This window comes from Stenotrophomonas maltophilia, from assembly GCF_001274595.1.
GTDB lineage: Bacteria > Pseudomonadota > Gammaproteobacteria > Xanthomonadales > Xanthomonadaceae > Stenotrophomonas > Stenotrophomonas forensis.
Genome location: NZ_CP011010.1, coordinates 3,464,286 through 3,490,720 on the forward strand (window position 1 = coordinate 3,464,286; position 26,435 = coordinate 3,490,720).

The following is a 26,435-nucleotide window of genomic DNA, read 5'->3' on the forward strand; positions in this document are numbered from 1 at the left end:
GGCACCATGTGCACTCCACCTGTAGAGTCGAGCTTGCTCGACTGCGCGCCCATCATTCGAGCGGCCAACAACACCATGCGAATGGATACTCCCCCAGGGTTGATGCCAGACCCGCACGTACAGGGTTGGCCATGGCATACAGCGCTTGTTGCCGGACATCCTGCTCATTCCGGATCAGGTGATCGTAGTAGCCCCGCTGCCACACCGGGCGTCCTTCACCGGAGTGCGCGTTGATCGCGATCGCCACCCTGGACTTGAGTGATTGCATGCAACGGCCAAGCGTACCTTCGCGCAACTGCAGAACCCAGTGCAGATGATCCGGCATCACCACCCAAGCCAATGACCGCGTGATCCCCTTGCAGTCGCTGCCTCGCAGCTCATCAGTCAAGGCATCCAGGCATCGCGGGTCTGCAAAGACGCGTTGGCGTCCGGCAGTGACAGTGGTGACTACGTAGAAGCATCCGACCGTGGAGCATCGGCCGCGCAACAAGGCTGGACTGGGCATACGGGCAGCATGGACCGCGGTTCACGGCCAGACCTATCAGGAGACCCCGAAATGGCGATCAGACATTGTCTGAACTCGTTCGATTGAGGCCCGCTGGAAGCAGTCGAGCAAGCTCGACTCGACTCTCGCCTGCCGTCACGCCAGAATGGCGATGATCCGCCACCCGGTGCAACATACGCATGCGAATGGTTAGACTGTAGGCCTCGCCCTGCGCCCCCGGACCCGCATGAACGCCCGCCTGTTCCGCTTCGGCATCAATCTTTGGCCGCCGTTCCTGTTCACCGGCATCCACGTCACCCGGGTCTCGCCGGACTACCGGCAGATCGACGTCGAACTGCGCATGCGGCCCTGGAACCGCAACTACGTCGGCACCCACTTCGGCGGCAGCCTGTTCGCGATGACCGATCCGTTCTGGATGCTCGGCCTGCTGCACATCCTCGGCCGCGACTACTACGTGTGGGACCGCGCCGGTGCGATCGATTTCCTCAAGCCCGGCCGCGGCACCGTGCGAACCTCGTTCCGCATCGATGACGCGCTGCTGGACCAACTGCGCGCCGAAGCGGCCAGCGGCGAAAAGGTGCTGCGCTGGTTCAGCAACGACGTGGTTGATGAAAGCGGTGAAGTGGTCGCGCAGGTGCGCAAGCAGGTCTACCTGCGGCTGAAGCCACACGCACGCTGATCGGCTGCAACGGCGCTATCCTCTGCCTCCCCGCCATGGAGGCTCCGATGCGCCCGTTCGCCCTTGCTGCACTGCTGACCCCGCTGTCCTTCGCCGTCCACGCACTGGATCTTCCGCCGGTGCAGTTCCCGGCGCTGCCGGCGCAGGCGGCCGATGCTGCCGGCTTCGTGCCCGGTGGCTGGATGCTGGAGTCACAAGTGGAAGGCGACCTCGACCAGGATGGGCGCGCGGACCTGGTGCTGGTGTTGCGCCAGCAGGACCCGCGCAACGTCATCGAGCACGAGGGATTCGGTCCGTCGCCGTATGACAGCAACCCCCGCATCCTCGCCATCGCCTGGTCACGCCCGTCCGGCTATGTGCTGGCCGCACAGGACCATGCGCTGATCCCGCGCCCGGAGAATCCGGTACTCAGCGATCCGCTCGAGGACGGCGGGATCGGCATCCAGCGTGGCACCCTGAAGGTGGCGCTGTTTTCGTTCGCCAGTGCAGGCAGTTGGTCAATGGGCACGACTGCATTCACTTTCCGCTGGCAGGACGGCGCCTTCACCCTGATCGGCTACGACCGCGACTCGGTGATGCGCAATTCCGGGCAGACCGAATCATTGAGCGTCAACTTCTCCACCCGCAAGGTGAAACAGGTTGAAGGCAGCATCGAGTCCGATACCGACCGCGTGCGCTGGCAACCGTTGCGCAGCAGTCGGCGCTGGACGCTTGAAACGGTTGGCGATGGCTGGGCATTCGATCCGCTGGCCGGCACCGGTTGAACCCGACCTCAATCGCGCGCGGCGGCTGAAGGCGTATCCACGATCAGCGGCACCGACAGCCAGGCGTTTTCCTGGTTGCTGCGCGACGGGGAGCGGCGTGGCACCTGCAGGCGGCTGCCATCGGCCGACAGCTGCGGGGCGCGCACCGGCGAGCGGAACTGTTCCGGCAGGCGCCGCAGCGCGTCTGCCGGGTCATCCGCCTGCTGCCGCAGCCAGCGCTGCGCCCCAAGCAGCCGCAGCATCGCAGCGGCGTCCTGGGTACGCGACGAATAGGCGGGATAGGCCGGTGCGGCGATATCCGTCAGCACGCAACCCATGATGTTCGACAGGCAACCGAAGTCACGCTGTGGCGGCGACGACACGGGCAACGGACGATCCGCCTCCAGTGCCGCCGTCGCTGCCGCGCCGCAGGCCCAGCCGAGGTTGCCGGCCACGCGTGCCAGGGTGCTGCTGCGGTCCAGTACCAGCACGCCGCCGAATTCCCTCGCCGAGGTTTCGATCGCCGCCTGGCTCATCGCGTACTCGCCCTGCATCGCCCGGCACAGGCTCTGTTCGTCGGCCCGCAGCGGCTGCATCGCCCGTGCGCATTCCGCAGGCAACGGGTGGTCGGCCGGAAGCTCGACCAGAATGTCGGCCAGCAGCTGTGCATTGGCCTGGACCAGGCTGGCACCGACGATGCTCTCGACCAGATAGCTGCCCCCGGGCACCAGCCGGCGCCCCAGCTGCAGCCCCAGGCAACTGCCGCGCAGGGCGCCATCAACATCGCCCTGTACGTAGGCCAGCGCGCGGGCGCTGGTGGCATCCATCACCAGGCCATAGGTCGGCAGGGGCACCTGGATGCCTTCGCCCTTCGGCTGGAACGGCGACACGAAGTGGTCCGCCTCGGCCAGCTGGTCCAGGCGCGCATGCAGCAGCTGGTGACCGGCGTGGGCTTCGGCAAACCGCTGCGGATCGGCGCGCACCTGCGCCAGGCAGCCGCTGGCGGCCGGGCCGCAGCTGGCGGATGGGCGCGAATGCAAGCCGCCGGGGGCGCTGGCCAGCTGGGGCTGTGTGACGTTATTGCCGTGCGGGTCGGCGTCCCAGCGCCGCACGTCTTCGGCCAGCGCCTGCTCGCGCTGGCGGGCATCCAGGCCGTCAACGCCAAGCGTCCACAACTGCGCATAGCCATTGCGCCCGGTTGCCGGCAGGCGGGTTTCCAGCCGCTGCTGCGCCTGCAGCCGCGATTCGGGGATGGGCCACATGCGCGAGGCACACCACACAACGATGGCCAGCACCAGCAGGCCCAGCAGGGTCCAACCCAACCCACGCAGTATCTTCAACACAGCGTCCCTTCCATGTGCCGTTGCCGCAGTTGATTGCCCAGCGTAATCGACCCGCGGTCACCGCTACAATGCGCGCATGTCGCTCGAAGCCCCCGCCCTGGTTCCCCGCCCCTCCCTGCAGCGCCTGTTCCTGACCGGCCTGCTGACCCTGCTGCCGATCTGGCTGACCTGGGTCGTGGTCAAGTTCGTGTTCGTGCTGCTGTCGGGTATTTCCAGCCCGCTGGTGGTACCGCTGTCCGAGCAGATCGCGACCAGCTTCCCGCACTACCTCGGCTGGGTGCGCGCCGAATGGATCCAGGACACCATCGCCCTGCTGGCCACGTTGCTGGTGATCCTGGCGGTGGGCGTGGCCAGTCGCCGTGTACTCGGCCAGCGCCTGCTGCGCTGGGTGGGTGCGGTCATCAAGCGCATTCCGCTGGCCAGCATCATCTACGACAGCGCCAAGAAGCTGCTGGACATGCTGCAGACCGAGCCGGGCAGCACCCAGCGCGTGGTGCTGATCGACTTTCCGCACCGTGACATGAAGTCGGTCGGGCTGGTTACCCGCGTGATCAAGGAACACGGCACCGACCGTGAACTGGCCGCGGTGTACGTGCCGACCACGCCGAACCCGACGTCCGGCTATCTGGAAATCGTGCCGGTGGAACTGCTGACGCCCACCGACTGGACCGTCGACCAGGCGATGAGCTTCATCATTTCCGGCGGCGCCGTGGCGCCGTCCAGCGTGCCGTTCACCCGCGCCGGCGACCGCGCCGAATGACCCCGGCGCCGATCGAGCGCCCGCTGCAGGACCGCGCGGTCCTGCTGTTCATCGTGCTGGCCGCGTTCTTCTGCGGCAATGCGGTGCTGGCCGAGCTGATCGGGGTGAAGATCTTCGCCCTGGAAGACACGCTGGGCATCGATCCGCTGAACTGGAACCTGTTCGGCCAGACCGGTTCGCTGAGTTTCACCGCCGGTACCCTGCTGTGGCCGGTGGTGTTCATCATGACCGACACCATCAACGAGTTTTTCGGCAAGCGCGGCGTGCGCTTCATCTCGTGGCTGGCGGTGGTGCTGATCGGCTACGGCTTCCTGTTCGCCTTTGCGGCCATTTCGCTGGCGCCGGCCAGCTGGTGGGTCACCTCGATGGACGCTCACGGCGTGCCGGACTACCAGGCCGCATTTGCTGCGGTGTTCGGCCAGGGCATGTGGACCATCGCCGGTTCGCTGGTCGCGTTCCTGCTTGGCCAGCTGATCGACGTGGCGGTGTTCCACCGCATCCGCCAGGCCACCGGCGAACGCCATGTGTGGCTGCGCGCGACCGGCTCGACTGCGATCTCGCAGGTGGTGGACAGCTTCGTGGTGATCTGGATCGCCTTCGTGCTCGGCCCGCAGCACTGGCCGACGTCGCTGTTCCTGGCGGTGTCCAGCGTCAACTACATCTACAAGATGGGCTTTGCGATCGCCTTGATCCCCCTGCTGTACCTGATGCGACGTGCGATCACCCGCTACCTGGGCGTCGAACGCGCGGCCGCATTGCGCGCCGCCGCCGCGGCTGACTGAAGCCCCAGCGAGCGCCAGCTGACTGCGCCTTCACGCTGGCCGTACGCGGCCGGATCGTGCAAGCTCCACGGTCTGTGTTCCACGGAAGCTCCTGATGCCGCATCCCACCCGCGTCCTGGCCGCCGCCATCGCCGCGTTGTTCCTGTTCAGTGCCGTACCGCCGGCCGAAGCAGCGAAGAAGAAGGCCAGCCGCCCTGCCACCGCGCAGACCCGCCAGGCGGCCAAGCCCAAGGCCAAGCCCGCCCGCGCCACCGCGCCGGCCCGCGGCAGTTCGGCGCGCCGCGCCACGCCGCGTCCCGTAGCCCCCGCGCGCGCCGTACCCAAGCAGGTACAGCTGGAGCGCCTGTACGACGAATACTGGGATGCCTCGATGCGGTTGAACCCGCTGCAGGCGACCTTCCAGGGCGAGCCGCGTTACAACGACCAGCTGCCCAACATCCTGTCAGCCGCCTGGCGCCAGCAGTCGCACGACTTCACCACGCAATGGCTGGGCAAGGTCGAGAAACTCGGCAGTGACGGCCTGCAGGGCCAGGACCTGCTCAGCTACGAGATCTTCGTGCGCGACGCACGCGCCTCGCTGGCCGCCGAGCGCTACCCGAGCTGGATGATGCCGATCAGCCAGTACTACAACATCGGCAGCATCATGGCGATTCTCGGTGCCGGTGCCGGCGCGCAGCCGTTCAACACCGTGCAGGATTACGACACCTGGTCGCGCCGCTCGCTCGGCATTCCCGAGTTGTTCGACCAGGCCATCGACAACATGCGCCAGGGCATGAAGGCCGGCGTCGTGCAGCCACGCGACCTGATGGAAAAAGTGTTGCCGCAGCTGGATGCGGTGATCAAGCCGACCGCCGAAGAGAGCATCTTCTGGTCGCCGATCCGCACCATGCCGGACACCATCGCGGCCGAGGACAAGGCGCGCATCAGCGCCGAATACAAGCGCATGATCGAGCTGCGCATCATGCCGGCCTATCGCGCCCTGCGCGGCTTCATCGCCACCGAGTACCTGCCGGCCACGCGTGCCAGCAGTGGCCTGGGCGCGCTGCCCGATGGCCAGGCCTGGTACGCCAACCTGATCGTGCAGACCACCGCCAGCAACCAGTCCGCCGCGCAGCTGCATGCGCTGGGCGAACAGCGCGCGCAGGAGCTGCAGGCCCAGATCGCCACGGTGATGAAGGATGCCAAGCTGCGCGGCACCCCGGCCAAGCTGTTGCGCAGCATGCGCAACGATCGACAGTTCCAGTACGGGGACGCCAATGCACTGATCAACCGTTACCGCCAGGTGCAGCAGCAGGTCAACGCACGCCTGCCGCAGGTGCTGGATACGTTGCCGAAGGCACCGCTTGAGGTGCGCGCGGTGGAACCGGAGCGGGCGCTGACTGCCGCTGCCGCCGCGTACCAGCCGGCATTGCCCGGGCAGTCCGCCGTGCTGTACGTGAACACCCGCGACCTGGCCAGCCGCAAACGCTGGATCGTGCCGGTGCAGTACCTGCATGAGGCGATCCCCGGCCATCACGTGCAGCTGGGCCTGCAGCAGGAACTGGCCAAGCTGCCGCGCTTCCGCCGCCTCGGAGGTGATCTCGCCTTCGTCGAAGGCTGGGGCCTGTACGCCGAAACGCTGGGCGAAGACCTCGGCATCTACACCGATCCCTACGACCGCATCGGCTACCTGTACTCGCGCCTGCTGCGTGCCGCGCGCGTGGTGGCCGATACCGGCGTGAACGCACAGGGCTGGAGCAAGCAGCAGGCCGTGGCCTACCTGCAGAAGACGGTCGACATGAGCAGCGATGACGCCAATGCCGAAGTCGAGCGGATCATGGCCCAGCCCGGACAGGCGCTCTCCAACGTGGCTGGCCTGACCACCATCGTGGCCCTGCGCGACAAGGCCAGGGCCCGCCAGGGAGCCGCCTTCGACCTGCGTCGCTTCCACGCCGAACTGCTGAAGGACGGCTCGATGCCGCTGGACGTGCTGGACCGCAAGATGGAACGCTGGATGGCCGAGCCGGCCAGTGCCACGCCCGCCCCTTCACCCTGACCCGACCGGAGCCCTCATGCGCCCTGCCGTCGTCCTGCTCGTCGCCGTGCTGGGCCTGCTACCCCCAGCCAGCTCCGCCGCCCCGGTGCTGACCCCACCGGATGCGGGTATCGACGGCCTGATGCAGGCCTATGACGGCCAGGTGCCCGGCGCTGCGGTGCTGGTCCTGCATGACGGGCAGCCGGTATTCCGTCGCGGCTACGGGCTGGCGGTGGTGGAAGACGGCACCCCGGTCACCCCGGCCAGCAACTTCCGGCTGGCCTCGGTCAGCAAGCAGTTCACCGCCGCGGCGGTGCTGCTGCTGGTGGAGGACGGCCGGCTCGGGCTGGACCAGACCGCCCGCCAATGGCTGCCCGAACTGCCACCGGCTGCCGCCGCCATCACCATCCGCCAGCTGCTGTCGCATACCAGCGGCCTGCTCGACTACGAAGACCTGATGGACCCGGCCGACCCGCGGCAGGTGCACGATGCCGACGTGCTGGCCCTGCTCTCGCGCGAAGACCGGCTGAACTTCACGCCCGGCACGCAGTACCGGTACAGCAACAGCGGCTACGCGCTGCTGGCACTGATCGCCGGACGCGCCTCGGGCCAGGATTTCGCAGCCTTCCTGCAGCAGCGCATCTTCCGCCCGTTGGGCATGGCCCATACCGTGGCCCACCAGGACGGTGTCGACACGATCGCCACGCGTGCCTATGGCTACAGCTGGCTCGATGGCCGCTGGCAGCGCACCGACCAGAGCACCACCAGCGCCGTACTCGGCGATGGCGGCATCTATTCCTCGCTGGACGACCTGGCCCGCTGGGATGCCGCGCTGTATGACGACCGCCTGTTGTCCAAGGCCTCGCGCCGCGCGATGTTCAGCCCGGCCACCACGACCACCGAACCTGACGTGCCGCACTACGGCTTCGGCTGGCGCCTGAATGGCGCTGTGCAATGGCACAGCGGCGAAAGCATCGGCTTCCGCAACGTGATCGTTCGCCACCCGGAAAAGCACCTGACCGTGATCGTGCTGACCAACCGCAACGACCCCGAACCCTATCCGCTGGCGCTGAAGATCGCCCAGCGCTGGCTGGACATCCTGCAATGACGGCTGCTTCCGACGCCCTGCTGGGCATCCATCACGCCGCACTGATCTGCAGCGACTACGCGCGCTCGAAGGACTTCTACGTGCGTATCCTCGGCCTGCGCGTGCTGGCCGAGAACCACCGCAGCGCGCGCGATTCCTGGAAGCTGGACCTGGCCCTGCCCGACGGCGGCCAACTGGAACTGTTCTCGTTCCCCTCGCCGCCGCCGCGGCCCAGCCGCCCCGAGGCCCAGGGCCTGCGCCACCTCGCGTTCCGGGTTGCCGCGCTGGAGCCGTTCATCCAGCATCTGGCAGCGCATGGCGTGGCCTGCGAACCGATCCGCGTGGACGAATACACCGGCCGCCGCTTCACCTTCTTCGCCGACCCCGACGACCTGCCGCTGGAGCTGTACGAAGTCGGTTGAGCCGACCGCGTGCCGACCAACGGTCGGCACCCACCATCAGCAGCGTGAACCTGTCGAAGGCTGGGCACTGTGGGTTTGCGGGGTGTGAGCCGCATGGATGCGGCGACCAAGCCCCCATGGACGGGTTTACGGCGGCCCCGCAAACCCACAGTGCCCTGCCATCCCACGGAATGCCGCTCTGGCTCTGGCTCTGGCCGTTGCCGTTGCCGTTGCCGTTGCATTGAGCAGGTGCAGGGCTGCAAGCCCTGCAAAGCCCCCCCCTTCCCCATACCCCGCCGAATGGGTATACAGTCGACCCGTACCGGCATCGTGCCGGAATGAACCCTGGGAGGGGACCATGCGCAAGACCTTCAAGACCCTGCTGCTGGCGCTGCCGCTGTGCCTGGCCGCGCTCTCGGCGCAGGCCGCCGACGGCGCCGCCGGCCGCTGGAAGACCATCGACGACAAGACCGGCAAGGTGAAGTCGATCGTCGAGATCACCCAGGCCGCCAATGGCACCCTGACCGGCAAGGTGGTCGACATCCTGCACTCGGACAAGGGTCCCAACCCAGTCTGCGACGGCTGTGAAGGCGCCAACAAGAACAAGCCGGTAAAGGGCATGACCATCCTCTGGAACCTGAAGGCCGACGGCGCCAACAAGTGGTCCGGTGGCACCATCCTCGACCCGGCCAACGGCAAGACCTACAAGTCGAAGATGGAACTGCAGCCAGGTGGCACCAAGCTGGACGTATCCGGCTGCATCGCCTTCATCTGCCGCGCGCAGACCTGGCAGCGCGAATAAGCGCCCTGGCCCGCTTCACCCCCGTGACCCGGCCCCGGCCGGGTCACCTCGTTGCGGGCATGCGATACTCTGCGGTTCCCCTCGGCTTCACCCCGCGACCATGACCCGTACCGCGCTCGTCACCACCGCCCTGCCCTACGCCAACGGCCCGCTGCATCTGGGCCACCTGGTCGGCTACATCCAGGCCGACATCTGGGTGCGTGCGCGGCGAATGAGCGGCGGCAAGGCCTGGTTCGTCTGCGCCGACGACACCCATGGCACGCCGATCATGCTGGCCGCGGAAAAGGCCGGGGTCACCCCGGAAACCTTCATCGCCAACATCCAGGCCAGCCACGAGCGTGACTTCGCCGCCTTCGGCGTGGCCTTCGATCACTACGACTCGACCAACTCGGCGGCCAACCAGGCGCTGACCGAGCAGTTCTACCTGAAGCTGGAAGCGGCCGGCCACATCAGCCGCCGTTCGGTGGCGCAGTTCTACGACCCGGCCAAGGGCATGTTCCTGCCCGACCGCTACGTCAAGGGCATCTGCCCGAACTGCGGCAGCCCCGACCAGTACGGCGACAACTGCGAAGTGTGCGGCGCCACCTATGCGCCGACCGACCTGAAGGAGCCGCGTTCGGTCATTTCCGGTGCCACCCCGGAAATGCGCGATTCGGAGCACTTCTTCTTCGAGGTCGGCCACTTCGATGCGTTCCTGCGCGACTGGCTTGCCGGCGATGTCGCCCTGCCGGGCGTGAAGGCCAAGCTGGGTGAATGGCTCAATGCCGAAGGCGGCCTGCGCGCGTGGGACATCTCGCGCGATGCGCCGTACTTCGGTTTCCAGATTCCCGGCCAGCCGGGCAAGTACTTCTACGTCTGGCTGGACGCGCCGATCGGCTACCTGTCCAGCTTCCAGACCCTGTGCGGCAAGCTCGGCGAAGACTTCGAAGCGCACCTGCGTGCCGGCACCAGCACCGAGCTGCACCACTTCATCGGCAAGGACATCGTCAACTTCCACGGCCTGTTCTGGCCGGCGGTGCTGCACGGTACCGGCCATCGCGCGCCGACCCGCCTGCACGTCAACGGCTACCTGACCGTGGACGGCGCCAAGATGAGCAAGTCGCGCGGCACCTTCGTAATGGCCCGCACTTTCCTCGACGCTGGCCTGGAACCGGAAGCGCTGCGTTACTACTACGCGGCCAAGTCCGGCGGTGGCGTCGACGATCTCGACCTGAACCTGGGTGACTTCATCGCCCGCGTCAACGCCGACCTGGTCGGCAAGTTCGTCAACCTGGCCAGCCGCTGCGCCGGCTTCATCAGCAAGCGCTTCGACGGCCAGCTGGCCGCTCAGCTGCCCGATGCGGCGCAGTACCAGCGTTTCGTCGATGGCCTGGCGCCGATCCGCGAAGCGTACGAGCGCAACGACCCGGCTGCGGCGATCCGCCTGACCATGACCCTGGCCGACGAAGCCAACCGCTACATCGACGACGTCAAGCCGTGGGTGATCGCCAAGCAGGAAGGCGCCGACGCGCAGCTGCAGGCGGTGTGCAGCCAGGGCCTGAACCTGTTCCGCGTGCTGGTCACCGCACTGAAGCCGGTGCTGCCGGCCACCGCCGCGCAGGCCGAGGCCTTCCTGGCTGCGCCGGTGAACGACTGGACCGACCTGGTGCAGCCGCTGCTGGGCCACCGCATCACCGACTACACCCCGCTGTTCACCCGTATCGACCCGAAGAAGATTGACGCCATGATCGACGCCTCCAAGGACACCCTGCAGCCGGCCGCCGCTGCTGCCCCCGCCGCCAAGGCCGACGCCGCCAAGCCGGCCGCACCGGCACCGGCCAAGGACGAAGCGAACAGCGCCGACGCGCCGGCCTACATCGGCATCGATGATTTCGCCAAGCTCGACCTGCGCATCGGCAAGGTGCTGGTGTGCGAATTCGTGGAAGGCTCGGACAAGCTGCTGCGCTTTGAACTGGATGCCGGCGAGCTGGGCAAGCGCCAGATCTTCTCCGGCATCCGCGGCAGCTACGGTGAGCCGGAAAAGCTGGTGGGCCGCAGCGTGGTGTTCATCGCCAACCTGGCCCCGCGCAAGATGCGCTTCGGCCTGAGCGAAGGCATGATCCTGTCGGCCGGCTTCGACGGCGGCGCGCTGGCGCTGCTGGACGCCGACAGCGGCGCACTGCCGGGCATGCCGGTCCGCTGATGCCTCAAGCGGGCGTGGCCACGGCCGCGCCCGCCGGCAGCACCGGCCACGGGGGCAACGCGATGGGAGGCAACGGAATGGAACTGGCGCTGTTCGACTTCGACCACACCGTAACCACCTGCGATACCTATGGCCGTTTCCTGCGCCGCGTGGCCACGGCCGAACAGCTGGCGCAGGCGTGGTGGAAAGTCGGCCCGTGGCTGGTGGCGTACAAGCTGAAGCTGATCTCGGCCGAACGCATCCGTGCACGCGTCACCCGCCTGACCTTCAGCGACCGCCACAGCGATGACATCACCACGCTGGCCGCCGGCTTCTCGCGCGAATTCCTGCCCGAGGTGGTGCGCCCGGAAATGCTGGAGCAGATCCGCTGGCACAAGGAACAGCAGCACACCGTGGTGATCGTGTCCGGTTCGCTGGACCTGTACCTGAAGCCATGGTGCGAGCAGCTGGGCCTGCAGTTGATCTGCAACCGGCTGGAGAGCCAGGACGGCCGCCTGACCGGTCGCTATGCCGGTGGCGACTGCGGCCCGCACAAGGTCGAGCACATCCGTCGCCAGTTCGATCTGTCGCGCTACGTGCGCATCCATGCCTACGGCGACAGTTCCGAAGACAAGCCGATGCTGGCACTGGCCCACGAGCGCTGGTTCCGTGGCAAACCCCTGAAGTAACCCAACGCGCAGCCTTCGCCACGCATGAGCCTGACCCCGCCCCTGACCGAACGCCTCGACCGACTGCTGCCGCAGACCCAATGCGGGCAATGCGGTTACGACGGCTGCCGCCCCTACGCGCAGGCGATGGCGCGCGGCGAGGCGGGCGTGGACCGCTGCCCACCGGGTGGCGACGCCGGTGCGCGTGCACTGGCCCAGGTGCTGGGCACACCGGCCATTCCGTTTGACCGCTCGCGCGGCGAGCACAAGGCCGCGCAGGTTGCGTTGATCGTGGAGGCCGACTGCATCGGCTGCACCAAATGCATCCAGGCCTGCCCGGTGGATGCCATCGTCGGCGGTGCCAAGTACATGCACACGGTCATCGCCGATCTGTGCACCGGCTGTGAGCTGTGCATTCCGCCGTGCCCGGTGGACTGCATCGAGATGCTGCCCCTGTAACGGGGTCTGCAGAAGGGGTCAGATCCTTATTCCAACGGAAAAGGGATCTGACCCCTTTCAATGATTAAGGCACCGCCGCCGTCACCACGATCTCGACCTTCCACTCGGCGTGGGCCAGCTTGGCTTCGAACGTTGCGCGGGCCGGGGTCGCGCCCTCGACCACCCACTCGTCCCACGCCTTGTTCATGCCCTCGAAGTCGGCGATGTCGGCCAGGAACACTTCCGCGCGCAGCACGTGCTGGCGATCGCTGGCCACCAGCGCCAGCAGCTTGTCGATCTCCGCCAGCACCTGCCGGGTCTGACCGGTGATGTCCTGGCTGGTGTCTTCCGGAATCTGGCCGGAGAGGTAGGCGACCTTGTTGTACACGGTCATTTCGGACATGCGCGGTCCGACGTCGTAACGCTCCATCATGGGCGTGGCTCCTGCGGGTGATCAGGCCTGCATTGTCCTCCAAAGCGGTCAACGATGGGTGCACGCGGACGTGCCGCGCAACGCCACTACCGGGCTCCGACACACCCGCTGGTCAAATGCCCGCGACAGGCGCACGATGCGCCACGCCCGCGTTGACACCGCCCTCCCCCTCCCTGACGCACCCTTGCGCTGATGACCCCAGCCACCGACCCCGCCACCGCTTCCTCCACCCCGGCATGGAAGCGGGTCCTCACCATCGTCATCCCGCTGCTGATCCTCGCATTGGCCCTGCATGGGCTGGCCAATGAATTCGATGAGAACGGCTACCGCGCCATCCGCCATGCCTTCCATCAACTCAGCGGCACGCAGATCGCGCTTACCGTGGTGCTTGGCCTGGCCAGCTACGCCTGCCTGATCGGCTTTGACGCCATCGGCCTGCGCCGCAGCAGCATCCGCGTGCATCCGGCACGCATCGGCATCACCGCATTCCTGGCACATACGCTGGGCCAGACCGTGGGCTTCGCCGCGCTGACCGGTGGCGCGGTGCGCCTGCGCGGTTACCGCACCGCCGGCCTGGACCTGGCGCAGATCGGCCAGGTGGTGCTGATGAGCACGCTCGGCTTCGTGTTCGGTGCCTGGCTGCTGATCAGCGTGGCGCTGTGCATGGAGCCTGAAGCCGCGGCGCTGGCACTGCCGCTGAATCCGGACGCGGTGCGCGTGGTCGGCATCATCGCGCTGTTCGCCTATATGGCGATGCTGCTGCTGGTCGGCCGCGAAGGCCGCCAGTTCAGCGTGTTCGGGCATGGCCTGTGGCTGCCCGACCGCCGCACCATGATCGGCGTCACCGTGCTCAGCGTGATCGAACTGGTACTGGCCAGCGCCGCGTTCTACGTGCTGCTGCCGGACTCGACGCCCACCGGCCTGCCCGGCTTCGTCGGCCTGTACCTGGTCGCGGTGCTGGCCGGCCTGGTCTCCACCGTCCCCGCCGGCCTCGGCGTGTTCGAATGGAGCCTGCTGAAGCTGCTGCCGCAGGTTGCACCGGCGGCGGTGCTGGCCGCCGCGCTGATCTACCGCGTTACCTACTACGTGCTGCCGTTGGTGCTGGCCACCCTGCTCGCACTGACCCCTGCGCTGCGGCAACCGCTGCAGGCCAGCGCCGGCGCCACCCGCGCCGGCTGGAACGCACTGCGCCCCTGGCTGCCACAGATCATCGCGCTGGCGGCGTTCAGCATCGGCGCGGCGCTGGTCATTGACGGCACGCTGCCCACGCCACGCCGGCATCTGGTCAACGCCTCGCTGCCCATCCTGGAAACCTCGCACCTGATCGGCAGCCTCAGTGGTGTCGCGCTGCTGCTGATCGGCCAGGGCCTGTCCCGGCGCAGCCACGCTGCGTGGATGCTGGCGATGGCGGTGTGTGTGATCACCCCGCTGCCACTGTGGCTGCGCGGCGGCCAGCCGCTGATCGCGGTGTCCGCATTGCTGGTGGCGATGGCGCTGTGGGCCGCGCGCCGCGAGTTCTACCGCCAGGGCGCACTGCTGGATGAAGCGTGGTCGTGGCCGTGGCTGCGCAACCTCGGGCTGGTGCTGGTGGCGGTTACCTGGCTGCTGTTCTTCACCTACAGCCATGTCGAATACCAGAACGAGCTGTGGTGGGAATTCGCGGTGTCCGGCAACGCGCCGCGCGCGCTGCGAGCCTTGCTGCTGGTGGCCATCGCGCTGGTGATGTTCGGCCTGGCGCGGCTGCTGCACAGCACCCGCAGCCCGCTGCCGGCCGCCGATGAAGCCACGCTGCAATCGCTGGCGCCGGTGCTGGCCGGTGCCACCGATACCCAGGCCTGTCTGGTGCTGACCGCCGACAAGGCGGTGCTGCGCGATGATGCGAAGCAGGGCTTCGTGATGATGCAGCGCTATGGCGGTTCGCTGATCGCGATGGGCGATCCGGTCGGACCGCCGGAGGTCGCCCGCGCACTGATCTGGCGCTTCCGCGAGGAGGCCGACCGACTGGGCCTGCGCCCGGTGTTCTACCAGGTGGGCGAGACCTACTGGCAGACCTACCTGGACCTTGGCCTGGGCCTGGTCAAGCTGGGCGAGGAAGCGATGGTGCCGCTGCACGACTTCGGCCTGGAAGGCCGCGAACGTGCCGACCTGCGCCAGGCCTGGAACCGCGGCAAGCGCAGCGGCCTGTCATTCCGGGTGGCACCCGTGGAAGAGATTCCCAGCCTGCTGCCACGCCTGCATGCCATCTCCAACGCCTGGCTGGACGACAAGGCCGGCGATGAAAAGGGCTTCTCGCTGGGCAGCTACGACCCGGATTACCTGGCGCGCTTCCCGGTCGCACTGGTCGAGGCCGAAGGCCAGATCGTGGCGTTCGCCAACCTGTGGCAGGCACCGGCCGGCGCCGAGCTGTCGGTGGACCTGATGCGCCATGTCAACGAGGCGCCCAAGGGCACGATGGACTTCCTCTTCATCGAACTGTTCCTGTGGGGCCGCGCGCAAGGCTACGCGCGCTTCTCGCTGGGCATGGCGCCGCTGTCCGGATTGGCCCAGCATCGGCTCGCGGGCCGCTGGAACCGGCTGGCCGGCCTGCTGGCGCGGCACGGTGAACGCTTCTATGGCTTCAGTGGTCTGCGCCGCTTCAAGTCGAAGTTCGATCCACAGTGGCGGCCGCGCTATCTGGCAGCACCCGGCGGCATGCACCTGCCGGCGGCGCTGCTGGATGCCACGCGCCTGATCTCGCTGGACCCGCGGCGGAATTGAGGCCGCGATCCGTCGAGCATGGCTCGACGCTACTGCGGCGCGTTCTGGTGGGTGCGAACCGTTGGTTCGCACGCCCTCCGCTTTACGCGCCGCCCTTCGCAACCCCAGGTAGGTGTCGACCTTGGTCGACACGCTCCCCGGCGCCGACCAAGGTCGGCGCCTACCAACGTCCGTCGAGCATGGCTCGACGCTACATGAGCGTCAGGCGCCACCCTTGAGGATCACCTCGGCCAGGCGGTCGTAGTCACCATTGAAGTGATGGTCGCCCGGCAGCTTCACCTTCTGCACGCCATCGTTGGCGGGAAGGCCCGGGCACAACGCGTCATCGTCGTCCTGCCCATACACGCACAACGTCTTGCCAGCCGGCAGCTTCGCCACTTCCGGCGCGATCGGCAGGCCGTCACCGCCGCCGCCCAGCCAGTTGCTGACATGGAACTCGAAGTCGGCCTTCTTGCCCACCGACAGCAGCACAATACGGTCCAGTGCCGCGCGGGTATCTGCATCGAGCTGGTTGATGGTGGCCGGCAGCACGTCGGCGCCCTGCGAGAATCCGATCAGCATGACCTTGTCGCGGTGCCACTGCTGGCGGTAGTGATCGATGATCTTCTGCAGGTCCGCAGCAAAGCCCTTCGGCGTGCGCTCGCTCCAGAAGTAGCGCAGCGAATCGATGCCGACCACCGCCACGCCGTGCTCGTTGAGCGACGACGCCACGTCCTTGTCCAGGCCGGCCCAGCCACCGTCGCCGGAGACAAACACGGCCAGCGTGTCGCCGTTGCCGGCTGCAGGCACTTCCACCACCGGCAGGCCCTTCAGCGCAGCCGGTGGCGGTGCCAGGCTGACACCTGCCTGCGCCCCCATCACCCGCGCCGCAGCCACCAGCCCCGGCGAGGCGTCACCGCGCGCGGTGCGCTTGAACTCGCGCGCCATCGCCACCTGCTGCACGAACCCGCTGGCCTCGCCCACCTTGCAGCCGTGATCACCGGCCGCACTCAACCACGGGAAGTTCAGTTCGGCGGGCTGCAACCTGTTGCGCTTCACGCCATCGCCGCAGACCATGCGTTCGTGGCTGTGGTCCGGGCAGAAGCCGGTGGTGAGCAGGCCGGCGAATACCTGGGTATCGGCCTGCGCCGCCAGCGAGTAGGCCATTTCGGCACCTTCACCATCGCCGCCGACCAGCGGCAGGTGGTAGCCGGGCAGATGCAGCGACGCCTGCAGCCAGCGCGAGAAGTTCTCGACATCGCCGGAACCAAAGGAGCAGGTCGGGTCACCCTCGCGCTTGAGCACGCCGCGCAGATGCGCGATGTCCACGGCCGCGACCATCGCGCCATCGGCACGCAGCGCCTCGATCGGCAAACGGCTGGTATCACCGCCGGCAGAAGGTTCATGGAACCAGATCACTACCCGCTGCGGCGTTCCCGACGGCATATGCACCGGAATCTGTTCGAACCGCCCGTGGCTGAACTGCTGCACGTTGGCCGCCGCCATTGCCGGCAGCGCAGCCAGCGCCAGTACCACACCCATTGCCCTGCCCAGCCCTGCACGCTTCATATCGCAGCCCCGATGGAATGCGCACACGATACGCCGCCACCGCGTGCACGGCACGTACCGGCGCAGGCCGTTGGGGGTTCAGTGGGGGGCGCGGCGGCGGCTGCGGCGGTACAACGCCAGCGCCAGGTACAGCAGCCAGCCCACGATCACCGCAATCACAACCTTCTGCCCCAGCCCACGCGGTGGCCCGACGCGCCACAGCACGTGCAGCCAGAGAAGCACGAACGCAAGCCACGCCCAGCCCCAGAGCAGGCCAGCGGCGGACTGCCAGCCCGGTTCGCGGCGCAGGTACCAGGCCTGCAGCAGCATGCCGACGCTGGCACACAGGAACGCGGTGTTGGCCGCCAGCCCATGGATGAACGGTGCCAGCAACGGCGTTGCATCGGGCAGCCAGCTGTCACCGATGGCGACGGTGGCCAGCCCCAGTGCGGACACGGTGAACAGCAGCGGCGCGGCCCCGCTGCGACGCGGGCCGATGCTGCCGCGATACAGCGCGATGCCGAGCACCGCGATGGCCAGCGCCAACAGGCAATACGCCGCGCGCAGTGCCAGCCCCCACGGCCCATGCAGGTAGAGGCTGAGCGTGGCCCGCACCCAGTCCAGGTCGGTGCGCACGAACTGGGTCCACAGCGCAGTGACCACGAACAGCAGCAACGCCACCAGTGCCAGTACTGCCGCCGGACGTGCGCGGTTCATGGCGCCGCTTCCGGATGCCGCGCCTGCCACTCGGCCAGGGCCTTGCGGTAGCGCTGCAGCTCATCGGCATACAGGTCAAGCACGCACAGCGGGCAGCCACTGCCGCAGCACTCATTGGGACCAGGCTCTTCCGGTGGCAGCGGACGGGGATCGGGATCAGGAACGGACACGGTCGGAAACGGCGATCGGTGGAAACAGACCCCAGTGTACCGGGCTGGCTCAGCGGTCCAGCTGCCGGCGCAGGTTGTCGCGGGCCGCGGCATCCAGGCGCTGGTGGAAGAAGTCGCTGAGGAAGATGCGTGGCGCACGCAGCAGGCCCTGCAGGAAACGCCGGCGCCCGGCGCGGTACAGAAAGCCCGGCACCACGCCCGTGTACTCCTCGGCCACGCCCCGGTCGTAGGCAGCGAACACCGGTTCCGGCGCGGCCAGGATCGCCATGTCGCAGTCCAGGAACAGCGCGGCCTCGGCATCGACATCGTCCGGGCCGAGCTCGCCATGGCGGGCAGTCAGCAGGATCAGCTGCTCGACCCGGGCGGCATCGACGGCGGCCAGTTCCGGTGCCTGTGCGATTGCCTGCAAGGCCAACTGCGCCGAGCGTGCCTCGTTGTCCTTGCGCCCGGCCTGGTAGATCGCATCGTGGTACAGCACGGCCAGATAGACCTCGGCCGGCTGCTGCCAGCCCGGGCCATCAGCCACCTGCTGGCAGTGCTGCAGCACGGCGCGCACGTGGCCGAAGTGGTGGTAGGCGCGGGGCGGCGTTGCATAGCTGTCCTGCAGCGCCTGCCACTGCGCCGGGGCAAGCGAGAGCGGTGAGAAGTCCATGCCCGGATCATCCCGCCTGCGTCGGCGGCGGGCAAGCTGGCTGCTTTTTCACCACGCACTCACAACGCTTGCCGGGCGCGGCCTGGGCGCGGTTGTCCACAGCTTTGTCGAGCGCTGGTCCACACCGGTTGTGGATGAACCGCGACGCCGACCAACGGTCGCTGCAGCGGAACATCCCTGGGTCTACACTCGCCACAGGCGGGAGCGCCCGCCGCTGCCGGGAGCTGTCATGTACCGTCCTTCCGTCCCTTGCCTGGCCCTTTCGCTGCTCGCCCTCTGTGCGCCGGCCTTCGGCGCGGACCCGGCGCCGCCTGCAACGGTGGTGACCACTCCGACCATCACCGTGTCGGCTCCGCGCGTGCCGACGCCGGAGGAGGTGTTCGCCATTCCGGCGGACCTGCGCGCGATGCTGCAGAAGCAGGTGATCCAGCGCAGCTACTCCCGCGACCAGCGCCTGCAGGCGCTGGTGGAAATGATCTTCGACCAGCACGGGCTGGACCTGCAGTACGACGCCAATGCGACCTACACCGTCAGCGAGATCTGGCAGCACCGCCAGGCCAACTGCCTGGCCTTCACCCTGCTGTTCGTGACGCTTGCCCGCGAAGCCGGCATCCAGGCCCGCGTGCAGGAAGTGGGACAGGTGGTGTCGTGGTACCAGGACCAGCAGAACGGCGTGGTCTACAACGTCGGGCACGTCAACGCCGGCGTCGACGTCGGCGGGCGTTTCGGTACCGTCGACCTCGACCGCAACGTGCTCTACGACCGACGCGGGCCGGTTCCGGTCAGCCGTGCGCGGGCCTTGGCGCATTTCTACAACAACCGCGGCGCCGAGTACCTTGCCGAAGGTGACCTGGTGGGCGCACGCGCGTTCTTCGACGCGGCGCTGGCCCAGGACAGCGGGTTCGCTCCGGTCTGGAACAACGTCGGCGTGCTCGACCATCGCGCAGGCGACAACGAGGGCGCCCGACAGGCCTTGGACAGGTCGCTGCAGCTGGATGGACGCCAGGATGCCGCGCTGACCAATGCCTCGGCACTGTTCCGCAGCCTGGGCCTGACCGCACAGGCGCAGGCGCTGGAGCGCCGGTTGACGTCGGTGCAGCGCGAGGACCCGTTCGCGCAGTACATGCTGGGCGCCAAGGCCGAGCGTGCGGGCCAGCTGGATGCGGCGATCCGCTACTACCGCCAGGCGGTGCGCCTGTATGACACCGCGCACCAGTTCCACTTCGGGCTGGCACGGGTCTATTTCCTGGCCGGCCAGCTCAAGCGTGCCGATCGCGAAATGCTGCGCGCGCAGGAACTGGGCGGGGCCCAGGAGCAGGCACGCTACCAGGCCAAGCTGGACAGCCTGGCGCGCTGGCGCGCGCAGCAGGCCAGGCGCTGAGGTCCGGTCAGGCCTTCTTGAGGAAACAGGTCTTCAGGACCAGCCCCTTGATCTTGTCCGAGTTGCCTTCGATGTGCTCGGCATCGTCCTCGACCAGGCGGATGTTGCGGATCACCGTGCCCTGCTTCAGCGGGATCGAGGAGCCCTTCACCTTCAGGTCCTTGATCACGGTGACGGTGTCGCCGGTCTGCAGGGTATTGCCGTTGCTGTCACGCACGACCAGGGTCGAACCGGCGCTTTCCTCGGCGGTCCACTCGAAGCCGCAGTCGGCGCAGATCCACAGCGCGCCATCGGCATAGGTGTTTTCCAGGGTGCACTGCGGGCAGGCGGGGGCGGACGACATCGGCAAGTACCTCAAAATGAATCAACAGGCGCCATTGTAACCGGCCGGCCCTTTTTCCCATTCCGTCGGAGGGGCGCCGGCGGTCCCCCCTCCACAAGGCGCTGGAACTTGCAGTTGGTAGCGAACTGCAGCAGAGTGCGCGACCCCTGATCGTCCCCGGAACTCCCCATGCGCCTCGGCATCGACTTCGGTACCAGCAACTCCGCCGCCGCCATCGTGCATGAGGGAAAACTGCTGCCGATCCGCTTCGGTGACGCCGAGCAGTTCCGCACCAGCGTGTACTTCCCCGGCGTGGTGCCCGACCCGGACGACTTCCAGCTCGACGACGGCCAGGAACACCAGCTGCAGCAGATGATCGACAGCGCCGCCCGCGCAGCGCGTGCCGCCGGCCAGGAACGCACGCCACAGGCGCTGCGCCGCGAAGCCCTGCGCGCGCTTCGCCGCGAGTGGATGGAAGCCCGTGCCGGCCAGGAACGCAGCGCCAGCGACCTGCTGCAGAACGCGGTCTACGGTGATGAGGCTCTGGAAGCGTATTTCGAGGAACACGAAGGCAACCTGGTGCAGAGCCCGAAGTCGATGCTGGGCTACAACCTGCACCCGCGCGCCAGGCAGACCATCACCGGCATCGCCGCGCACATCCTTGAACACATCCGCCTGACCGCCAGCGCACAGCTTGGCCGCCCGCTGCGTGCCGCCCTGCTCGGCCGCCCGGTGCAGTTCCGCAGTTCGATCGGCGCGGCCGGCAACGACCAGGCACTGGACATCCTGCGCGAGGCCGCCACCCAGGCCGGCTTCGACCAGATCGATTTCCTCGAAGAGCCGGCGGCGGCGGCCATGCACTACCACGCCGAAAGCCGCGAGCGGCACCAGGCGGTAATCGTCGACATCGGCGGCGGTACCACCGACATCGCGCATGCCGAAGTCGGCGGCGACGACGCACCGCGCATCCACCGCGCCTGGGGTATCGCCCGTGGTGGTACCGACATCGACCTGGCGCTGAGCCTGTCCAGCTACATGCCGCTGTTCGGCCGCGGCATCACCCGCGTGCCCACCCACCACTACGTGGAAGCGGCCACCGTGCAGGACATGACCCGGCAGCGCGATTTCCGCCTGCACAAGTACGACCATGTGGACGCGCCCTGGGGCGACCGCCTGCAGGCCCTGCAGGACACCGGCAACACCGCGCGCCTGTACCGCGATGTCGAACGCGCGAAGATCGCCCTGAGCGCCGCCAGTGAACACCGCAGCACGCTGGACTACATCGCCCGCGACCTGCATGCCGACAGCAGCGCCGACGGCCTGGCCTCCGCCGCGCATGGGTACCTGGAGCAGATCCGCGAGCTGCTGGCCCAGGTCCGCAGCGATATCGGTGGCGATCCGGACGCGGTGTTCCTGACCGGCGGCATGTCCCGTGCCGGCTACCTGCGCCAGGCCGTGGCCGAGGCCTTCCCGGGCGCCCGCATGGTCCACGGCGAACCCTCGCTGGGGGTGGTCCAGGGCCTTGCGCTGGCCGCAGCCAGCCAGGATTAACAAAACGTTACGCGGTCTAAGTTACCCTTGGTCGGCTAGAACCCAGCTGCACCTTCCACCGGCCACGCCGGTGCGTGTCTTCCGTGCAGCCCGGCCCGCCCTGCGGGCCTAGCGACCATGCCTTCCTGGCTCGTTCATGGTCCGCGTACCACCGGAGCCGCCATCGAGACCCGCTTTGGGCACCCGCCAGGCCCCAGAGGCCTTACAACCTGACGCAGCACCTGCACCCATCGACTGCCGCCGTTGTGACGCGGTCTGTTGCCGGTTGCCCGTGCTGCTGCAGCCCGGCGACCAGGTGCCCGGCCAGTTCCTTTCGCGCGACGCCCACGGCCGTGCCGTGATGGCACGCAACGAGGAAGGCTGGTGCGCGGCGATCGATCCCTATCACCTGCGCTGCACGATCTATTCGCAGCGCCCGGCGATCTGCCGCCAGTTTTCGATGGGCGGCGATGACTGCCGCCGCGAGCGGCAGGACTACCTGCGCCAGGCTGATGCCTGGTCGCTTTCCTCCCCTTCCACCTGACAGGAGCAACCATGCCCCGCAAGGCAAAGACCCCCGCGAAGGCCAGCAACAGCATCCGCAGCGAACGCAAGGGCGCGGCCGCCAGCACCGTGGTCAGCAGTGATTCGATCGCTTCGGACCTGGCTGCGTTCCGCAAGGCCGGTGGCAAGATCGAAGTCCTCGGCACCACCTGGGCGCTGAAGAAAGCCAGCTGACCCAGTACCGACCGCGGCGGCGCTGCCGCCGCGGCCTGCCGGACCGCGCTCAGCGATCCAGGCGTACCTGCACACTGCCCGAATGCGACTGGATGCGGATGTCACCATCACCGCCGCCCAGCCGCGTGTCGAGGTGGCTGCCCGGCCCGTAGCGCGGCCGCTCCACCTGCCCGGCATCGCTGTTGATCGAACCGCTGAAGCTGTTCACCGACAGCTGCGCCGACACCGTGCGCGGCAGGCTCAGCGTCACCGAGGCGCTCACCGATTCGACGTTGACGCGGCCACCCGGTGCCAACCCGGCCGCTGCCAGCTCGATGCTGCCCGACACGGTTTCCACCGCCAGCCGCTGCACCCGCCCGGCGTCCACCTCGACCCGGCCGGACACGGTCTGCGCACCGATATCACCGGATACGCCGCCACCGGCCTCGATCCGACCACTGACCGTATTGACGTCAAGCTTCGGGGTCTGCAGGCGTGCACTGACACTGCCGCTGACCGTGTTGAGTTTGCTGTCGCCACTGCGCCCGGCCGCGCTCAGGCTGCCGCTGACCGTATCGGCCTGCAGGCGGCGCACGTCGATGCCGCTGATGTCCTGGCTGGCGCTGACCGTACTCAGCAGCAGTTCCACCGAGCGCGGCACATTCAGCACCAGGGTGGCGCCACCGTTGTTGTTGCGGCGCGGGTACTCGATCTCCCAGCGCACGCGGTTGGCGCTCTTCTCCTGGCGCAGCTGCAGGCCGTCACTGAGCGTGCCGGTGAGCTGCACATCATTGCGGTCCCAGCCGCGCACGGTCACCTTGCCGGCGACGTTGCTCAGTTCGATGCGACCGCCGGCGGCCAGCGTGTGGCGTTCGTCGATACGGGTGTCGGCCAGCGCCAGCGAGGGTGCCAGCAACAGCGCCACACAGCAGGAAATCAGGGTTCGGGTCATGGGGGTCTCCTCAGGTCGCCAGGCCGGACTCGGCGGCATAGGCCGCCTGCCGGGTCAGTTCCAGACGCAGCGCATAGGTGCGCTTGAGCTGGCCAAGCAGGTGCGGCGCACGTGGGTCCTGCGCCAGTGCGGCGCGGATCTGCGCGGCACTTTCATCGAGTTCATGCAGGGCCGGCTGCCATTCCGGCGCCCGGCCATCGGGCAGCGAGGCCACGGCCTGCTGGTACTGCTCGGTCATCGCCGCGGCCTGCAGCTGCAGCGCGGACGGCGCCGGCATGTCAGGCTGCGCATGGCGCCACGGCGCCACCGCATACACCGCCAGGCTGGCCGCCAGGGCCGCGCCCACCGGCAGCCACCAGCGCCGCCTCGGACGCATGGGCAGGGCCACCACATTGCCATCCGCTGCAGGCGCCGACGGTGGTTCACGCGGTGGCAGCCGGGCCGACAGGCGCTCCCAGCCATCGGCGGGCACGCTGCGTTCGCTGGACAGGGCACGCAGGCGTGCCAGCAGCGCGGAATCGGAATCGTGGTCGTGTGTCGTCATGTCATGTCTCCCAGCCGTGCACGCAACAAACCGCGCGCACGATGCAACTGTGCCTTGGAACTGCCGACAGCCATCTGCAGCTGCTCGGCGATTTCCTGGTGTTTCCAGCCTTCGATATCGTGCAGTACCAGTACCGCACGTGCCCGTGGTGGCAGCGTCGACAGCGCGCGCTCCAGGTCGCGCTCGGTGCCGGCACAGCGGTCATGCACCGCCAGTTCCTGCAGCCCGCCGTCGACCTCATCCAGACTGTCGTGGTCCTGCCCGGCCGCGCGCCCACGCAGTTCCATCAGGGCGGCATTGACGCCCAGCCGATGCAGCCAGGTCGACAGGCTGCTCTCGAAACGGAACCCCGGCAGCGCCTTCCAGGCCTGCAGGAAGGCCTCCTGCAGCGCATCTTCGGCACGCGCCTGCTGGCCCCCACACAGCCGCCACAGCACGGCAAATACGCGGGGCGCGTGGCGCCGGTACAGCAGTTCGTAGGCGGCGGTATCGCCAGCGGCCGCCGCCCGCACCAGGGCGGATTCGTCGACGGCGTCGTTGGCGGCAGGCGGCGCGGGCATGGTGGTGTCGAGCATATCGCTTGGATGCGGCGGCCCGGGAAAAGGTTTAGAGCCGGATGATGATCGATTCCCTGCAACCTTTTCGGCGGCCGCTGCATCCATGCAGGGTCCTTCGCGAAAATGCCGTCCGGGAGTCCTGCCATGTCCAGCCCATCCTGCGCTGCCCTGCTGGTGATCGCCGCCTGCGTCCTGCTGCAGGCGCTGGGGCTGTCGCTGCAGCTTCGCCCCGACAACGGCCGCGCCTGCCTGCAGCAGCATCGCAAGGAGCTGGTCTGCCTGGCCTGGACGCCCACGGTCGAATCCCCCGCACGCGCCGGGTAACATCGGGGGCCGTTCCCCCGCCGTAGTCGCCCCATGATGTTGTCGCTGAAAGACCACCTGCCGCCCTGGACCCACCCGTGGCTGAACTACGCCGGCGTCGCCCTGCAGATCGTGCTGGTGCTGCTGGTCGCCTGGCTGCTGCGTCTGCTCGCCCGTCGCCTGATCCGCCGCTTCGCCGAGCACTACACGCTGCCGCCGGAGATGGTGATGGGCGCACGCCGGATCACCAGCTTCGTGGTCTATTTCAGTGCCCTGCTGTACATCCTCAGCCTGCTCGGCGCGAAGCCGTCGGTACTCTGGACCGCCTTCACCGGCTTCGCCGCGGTGGGCGCGGTGGCCTTCTTCGCGGCCTGGAGCGTGCTGTCCAACATCTTCTGCACGCTGCTGATCTTCACCACCCGTCCGTTCCGCCTGCACGACTACATCGAGGTGCTGGAAAACGGCGAGAAACCTGGGCTGAAGGGCCGGGTGATCGACGTGAACCTGATCTACACGACGCTGCAGGAAACCGGTGATGGCCACGAGGGCACGGTGCTGCAGCTGCCGAACAACCTGTTCTTCCAGCGCACGGTGCGTCGCTGGCGCGACCCGGCGCAGGCTCCCGGCGGGATCCAGGGCGACGGCTGAGGGGGTTTTTTTCTTTGCAGGGCTGCGCCCTGCACCCGCCGAGGCAACGTCAACGTCAAAGGCTGGCTTCCTGTGGGATGGCGGGGTGGGTCCGGTGGCGGGAGACGCCGTAAACCCGTCCATGGGGGCTTGGCCGCGGCATCCATGCCGCGGACACTCCCGCCACCGGACCCACCCCGCCTTCGACAGTTTCCCGCGATCTGCCGGAACGGCGTTCCGCTCTGGTGGGTGTCGACCTTGGTCGACACAGTAGAGCCGCGCCATGCGCGGATGATTCACTCGATATCTGACAGAAGAGTCGTGTCGACCAAGGTCGACACCTACCAACAGCCGCGCGTTCCAACGGCCGCCGTTGCCAACAGCGGCGTGAACCTATCGAAGGTGGGGCGGTGTCGGATTGCGGGGTGTCAGCCGCATGGATGCGGCTGCCAAGCCTACATGGACGTACTTGCGGCGTCCCCGCACTCCGACACCGCCCCGCCAACCCGCGGAATGCCCGCTGTTGCCGTTGCTTCGGCTGTTGCACTGGCTTCTGCAGGTGCAGGGCGCAGCCCTGCCGAACATCCCTTACCTCAGCTGGCTGTCCTTGCTGCCGCGCCGGTTGTAGCCGCTGTGCGCGTGTTCCTCATCATCCAGCGCCTGCTGGCAGGCCACGCACAGGCGTACCCCGGGCACGGCCTGGCGCCGCGCCAACGGGATCGGCGCGTCGCATTCCTCACAGTGTTCCAGACCCGGACCCTGGCGCAGCTGGCGCCGCGCGCGGGCAATCGCATCATCAACGGTAGCGTCGATCTGATCCTGGACCGCGCCATCTCCCGCCCAACCGGTGGCCATGGCCATCC

The 26,435-nt window shown here is 68.0% G+C and carries 30 protein-coding genes; 18 read left to right on the plus strand and 12 right to left on the minus strand.

Translation table 11 applies throughout. From position 1 onward, the window contains the following. Positions 1–52 precede the first annotated feature (52 nt). Positions 53–505, minus strand: a complete 453-nt coding sequence (locus tag VN11_RS21910) for an REP-associated tyrosine transposase (protein ID WP_080374944.1) — start codon at positions 503–505, stop codon at positions 53–55. Positions 506–731: 226 nt separating this feature from the next. On the opposite strand from VN11_RS21910, the gene VN11_RS15915 reads away from it, so the two are divergent. Further along, entirely contained in the window at positions 732–1,184 is a 453-nt protein-coding gene (locus tag VN11_RS15915) for a DUF4442 domain-containing protein (protein ID WP_053450445.1), read from the plus strand. A gap of 47 nt (positions 1,185–1,231) precedes the next feature. Continuing rightward, positions 1,232–1,948 (plus strand): hypothetical protein, encoded by a 717-nt coding sequence (locus tag VN11_RS15920; RefSeq protein ID WP_053450446.1) that lies wholly within the window; start codon positions 1,232–1,234, stop codon positions 1,946–1,948. A gap of 8 nt (positions 1,949–1,956) precedes the next feature. Here VN11_RS15920 and VN11_RS15925 read toward each other — a convergent pair whose 3' ends face one another. Next, positions 1,957–3,270: a hypothetical protein gene (locus tag VN11_RS15925; RefSeq protein WP_053450447.1), complete on the minus strand. Its 1,314-nt coding sequence runs from the start codon at positions 3,268–3,270 to the stop codon at positions 1,957–1,959. Between the two features lie 76 nt (positions 3,271–3,346). Between VN11_RS15925 and VN11_RS15930 the strand changes: the two genes are divergently transcribed. The 9 genes from VN11_RS15930 (at position 3,347) to rnfB (ending at position 12,404) form a co-directional block, all read left to right on the plus strand. Next, a complete protein-coding gene (locus tag VN11_RS15930) occupies positions 3,347–4,030 on the plus strand; it encodes a DUF502 domain-containing protein (protein WP_008266500.1) in 684 nt (227 codons plus the stop codon). Then, positions 4,027–4,812 carry a queuosine precursor transporter gene (locus VN11_RS15935; protein WP_053450448.1) on the plus strand — a complete coding sequence of 262 codons (786 nt, stop codon included), beginning with the start codon at positions 4,027–4,029 and terminating at the stop codon, positions 4,810–4,812. The genes VN11_RS15930 and VN11_RS15935 overlap by 4 nt, the downstream gene beginning before the upstream one ends. 94 nt (positions 4,813–4,906) lie before the next feature. Next, positions 4,907–6,847, plus strand: a complete 1,941-nt coding sequence (locus VN11_RS15940; RefSeq protein WP_053450449.1) for a DUF885 domain-containing protein — start codon at positions 4,907–4,909, stop codon at positions 6,845–6,847. Between the two features lie 16 nt (positions 6,848–6,863). After that, entirely contained in the window at positions 6,864–7,934 is a 1,071-nt protein-coding gene (locus VN11_RS15945; RefSeq protein ID WP_053450450.1) for a serine hydrolase domain-containing protein, read from the plus strand. After that, the gene (gene gloA2 / locus VN11_RS15950; protein ID WP_049457550.1) at positions 7,931–8,335 is read left to right on the plus strand and encodes an SMU1112c/YaeR family gloxylase I-like metalloprotein; all 405 of its coding nucleotides are present in this window, start codon (positions 7,931–7,933) and stop codon (positions 8,333–8,335) included. Before VN11_RS15945 ends, gloA2 begins: the two co-directional genes overlap by 4 nt. A gap of 337 nt (positions 8,336–8,672) precedes the next feature. Further along, a complete protein-coding gene (locus VN11_RS15955) occupies positions 8,673–9,116 on the plus strand; it encodes a DUF2147 domain-containing protein (RefSeq protein WP_006462411.1) in 444 nt (147 codons plus the stop codon). 100 nt (positions 9,117–9,216) lie between these two features. Further along, complete coding sequence (metG, locus tag VN11_RS15960; protein WP_053450451.1) at positions 9,217–11,298, plus strand: methionine--tRNA ligase; 2,082 nt, start codon at positions 9,217–9,219, stop codon at positions 11,296–11,298. A 77-nt stretch (positions 11,299–11,375) separates the two neighbouring features. Next, positions 11,376–11,966, plus strand: a complete 591-nt coding sequence (locus tag VN11_RS15965) for an HAD family hydrolase (RefSeq protein WP_053450452.1) — start codon at positions 11,376–11,378, stop codon at positions 11,964–11,966. Between the two features lie 24 nt (positions 11,967–11,990). After that, positions 11,991–12,404: an Rnf electron transport complex subunit RnfB gene (rnfB, locus tag VN11_RS15970; protein ID WP_053450453.1), complete on the plus strand. Its 414-nt coding sequence runs from the start codon at positions 11,991–11,993 to the stop codon at positions 12,402–12,404. Positions 12,405–12,468: 64 nt separating this feature from the next. On the opposite strand, the gene VN11_RS15975 is transcribed toward rnfB, so the two are convergent. Continuing rightward, on the minus strand, positions 12,469–12,816 hold the full coding sequence (locus VN11_RS15975; protein WP_049465077.1) for a RidA family protein: 348 nt from the start codon (positions 12,814–12,816) through the stop codon (positions 12,469–12,471). 192 nt (positions 12,817–13,008) lie between these two features. On the opposite strand from VN11_RS15975, the gene mprF reads away from it, so the two are divergent. Beyond that, the gene (mprF, locus tag VN11_RS15980) at positions 13,009–15,573 is read left to right on the plus strand and encodes a bifunctional lysylphosphatidylglycerol flippase/synthetase MprF (RefSeq protein WP_053450454.1); all 2,565 of its coding nucleotides are present in this window, start codon (positions 13,009–13,011) and stop codon (positions 15,571–15,573) included. A 201-nt stretch (positions 15,574–15,774) separates the two neighbouring features. On the opposite strand, the gene VN11_RS15985 is transcribed toward mprF, so the two are convergent. The 4 genes from VN11_RS15985 to VN11_RS16000 form a co-directional block, all read right to left on the minus strand. Then, the gene (locus tag VN11_RS15985) at positions 15,775–17,121 is read right to left on the minus strand and encodes a virulence factor family protein (RefSeq protein WP_053450455.1); all 1,347 of its coding nucleotides are present in this window, start codon (positions 17,119–17,121) and stop codon (positions 15,775–15,777) included. 78 nt (positions 17,122–17,199) lie between these two features. Next, a complete protein-coding gene (locus VN11_RS15990; RefSeq protein ID WP_053450456.1) occupies positions 17,200–17,817 on the minus strand; it encodes a DUF998 domain-containing protein in 618 nt (205 codons plus the stop codon). Continuing rightward, complete coding sequence (locus VN11_RS15995; protein WP_008265759.1) at positions 17,814–17,987, minus strand: oxidoreductase-like domain-containing protein; 174 nt, start codon at positions 17,985–17,987, stop codon at positions 17,814–17,816. Before VN11_RS15995 ends, VN11_RS15990 begins: the two co-directional genes overlap by 4 nt. 49 nt (positions 17,988–18,036) lie before the next feature. Beyond that, positions 18,037–18,639 (minus strand): HD domain-containing protein, encoded by a 603-nt coding sequence (locus VN11_RS16000; RefSeq protein WP_053450457.1) that lies wholly within the window; start codon positions 18,637–18,639, stop codon positions 18,037–18,039. A 229-nt stretch (positions 18,640–18,868) separates the two neighbouring features. Between VN11_RS16000 and VN11_RS16005 the strand changes: the two genes are divergently transcribed. Beyond that, a complete protein-coding gene (locus VN11_RS16005; RefSeq protein ID WP_053450458.1) occupies positions 18,869–20,020 on the plus strand; it encodes a transglutaminase domain-containing protein in 1,152 nt (383 codons plus the stop codon). Positions 20,021–20,027: 7 nt separating this feature from the next. On the opposite strand, the gene VN11_RS16010 is transcribed toward VN11_RS16005, so the two are convergent. Next, positions 20,028–20,363, minus strand: coding sequence for a zinc ribbon domain-containing protein YjdM (locus VN11_RS16010; protein ID WP_006462284.1), 336 nt, complete (start codon positions 20,361–20,363; stop codon positions 20,028–20,030). Positions 20,364–20,531: 168 nt separating this feature from the next. On the opposite strand from VN11_RS16010, the gene VN11_RS16015 reads away from it, so the two are divergent. The 3 genes from VN11_RS16015 (at position 20,532) to VN11_RS16025 (ending at position 22,610) form a co-directional block, all read left to right on the plus strand. Next, positions 20,532–21,893, plus strand: coding sequence for an Hsp70 family protein (locus VN11_RS16015; RefSeq protein ID WP_008266863.1), 1,362 nt, complete (start codon positions 20,532–20,534; stop codon positions 21,891–21,893). Positions 21,894–22,122: 229 nt separating this feature from the next. After that, a complete protein-coding gene (locus VN11_RS16020; protein WP_080375010.1) occupies positions 22,123–22,416 on the plus strand; it encodes a YkgJ family cysteine cluster protein in 294 nt (97 codons plus the stop codon). Positions 22,417–22,427: 11 nt separating this feature from the next. Continuing rightward, positions 22,428–22,610, plus strand: coding sequence for a hypothetical protein (locus VN11_RS16025; protein ID WP_005410566.1), 183 nt, complete (start codon positions 22,428–22,430; stop codon positions 22,608–22,610). Between the two features lie 49 nt (positions 22,611–22,659). On the opposite strand, the gene VN11_RS16030 is transcribed toward VN11_RS16025, so the two are convergent. From VN11_RS16030 to VN11_RS16040, 3 genes are read right to left on the minus strand one after another with little or no spacing between them, the layout of a single operon-like run. Beyond that, positions 22,660–23,541 (minus strand): DUF4097 family beta strand repeat-containing protein, encoded by an 882-nt coding sequence (locus tag VN11_RS16030; RefSeq protein ID WP_053450460.1) that lies wholly within the window; start codon positions 23,539–23,541, stop codon positions 22,660–22,662. A gap of 10 nt (positions 23,542–23,551) precedes the next feature. After that, positions 23,552–24,085, minus strand: coding sequence for a hypothetical protein (locus tag VN11_RS16035; RefSeq protein WP_053450461.1), 534 nt, complete (start codon positions 24,083–24,085; stop codon positions 23,552–23,554). After that, complete coding sequence (locus VN11_RS16040) at positions 24,082–24,660, minus strand: RNA polymerase sigma factor (RefSeq protein WP_053450462.1); 579 nt, start codon at positions 24,658–24,660, stop codon at positions 24,082–24,084. Before VN11_RS16040 ends, VN11_RS16035 begins: the two co-directional genes overlap by 4 nt. 126 nt (positions 24,661–24,786) lie before the next feature. On the opposite strand from VN11_RS16040, the gene VN11_RS16045 reads away from it, so the two are divergent. Both VN11_RS16045 and VN11_RS16050 read left to right on the plus strand, forming a co-directional pair. Then, a complete protein-coding gene (locus tag VN11_RS16045) occupies positions 24,787–24,966 on the plus strand; it encodes a hypothetical protein (RefSeq protein ID WP_053450463.1) in 180 nt (59 codons plus the stop codon). A 33-nt stretch (positions 24,967–24,999) separates the two neighbouring features. Beyond that, positions 25,000–25,593, plus strand: a complete 594-nt coding sequence (locus VN11_RS16050; protein ID WP_006462204.1) for a mechanosensitive ion channel family protein — start codon at positions 25,000–25,002, stop codon at positions 25,591–25,593. A gap of 567 nt (positions 25,594–26,160) precedes the next feature. Here VN11_RS16050 and VN11_RS16055 read toward each other — a convergent pair. Next, positions 26,161–26,427, minus strand: coding sequence for a DksA/TraR family C4-type zinc finger protein (locus VN11_RS16055; RefSeq protein ID WP_006460850.1), 267 nt, complete (start codon positions 26,425–26,427; stop codon positions 26,161–26,163). Positions 26,428–26,435: the final 8 nt, after the last annotated feature.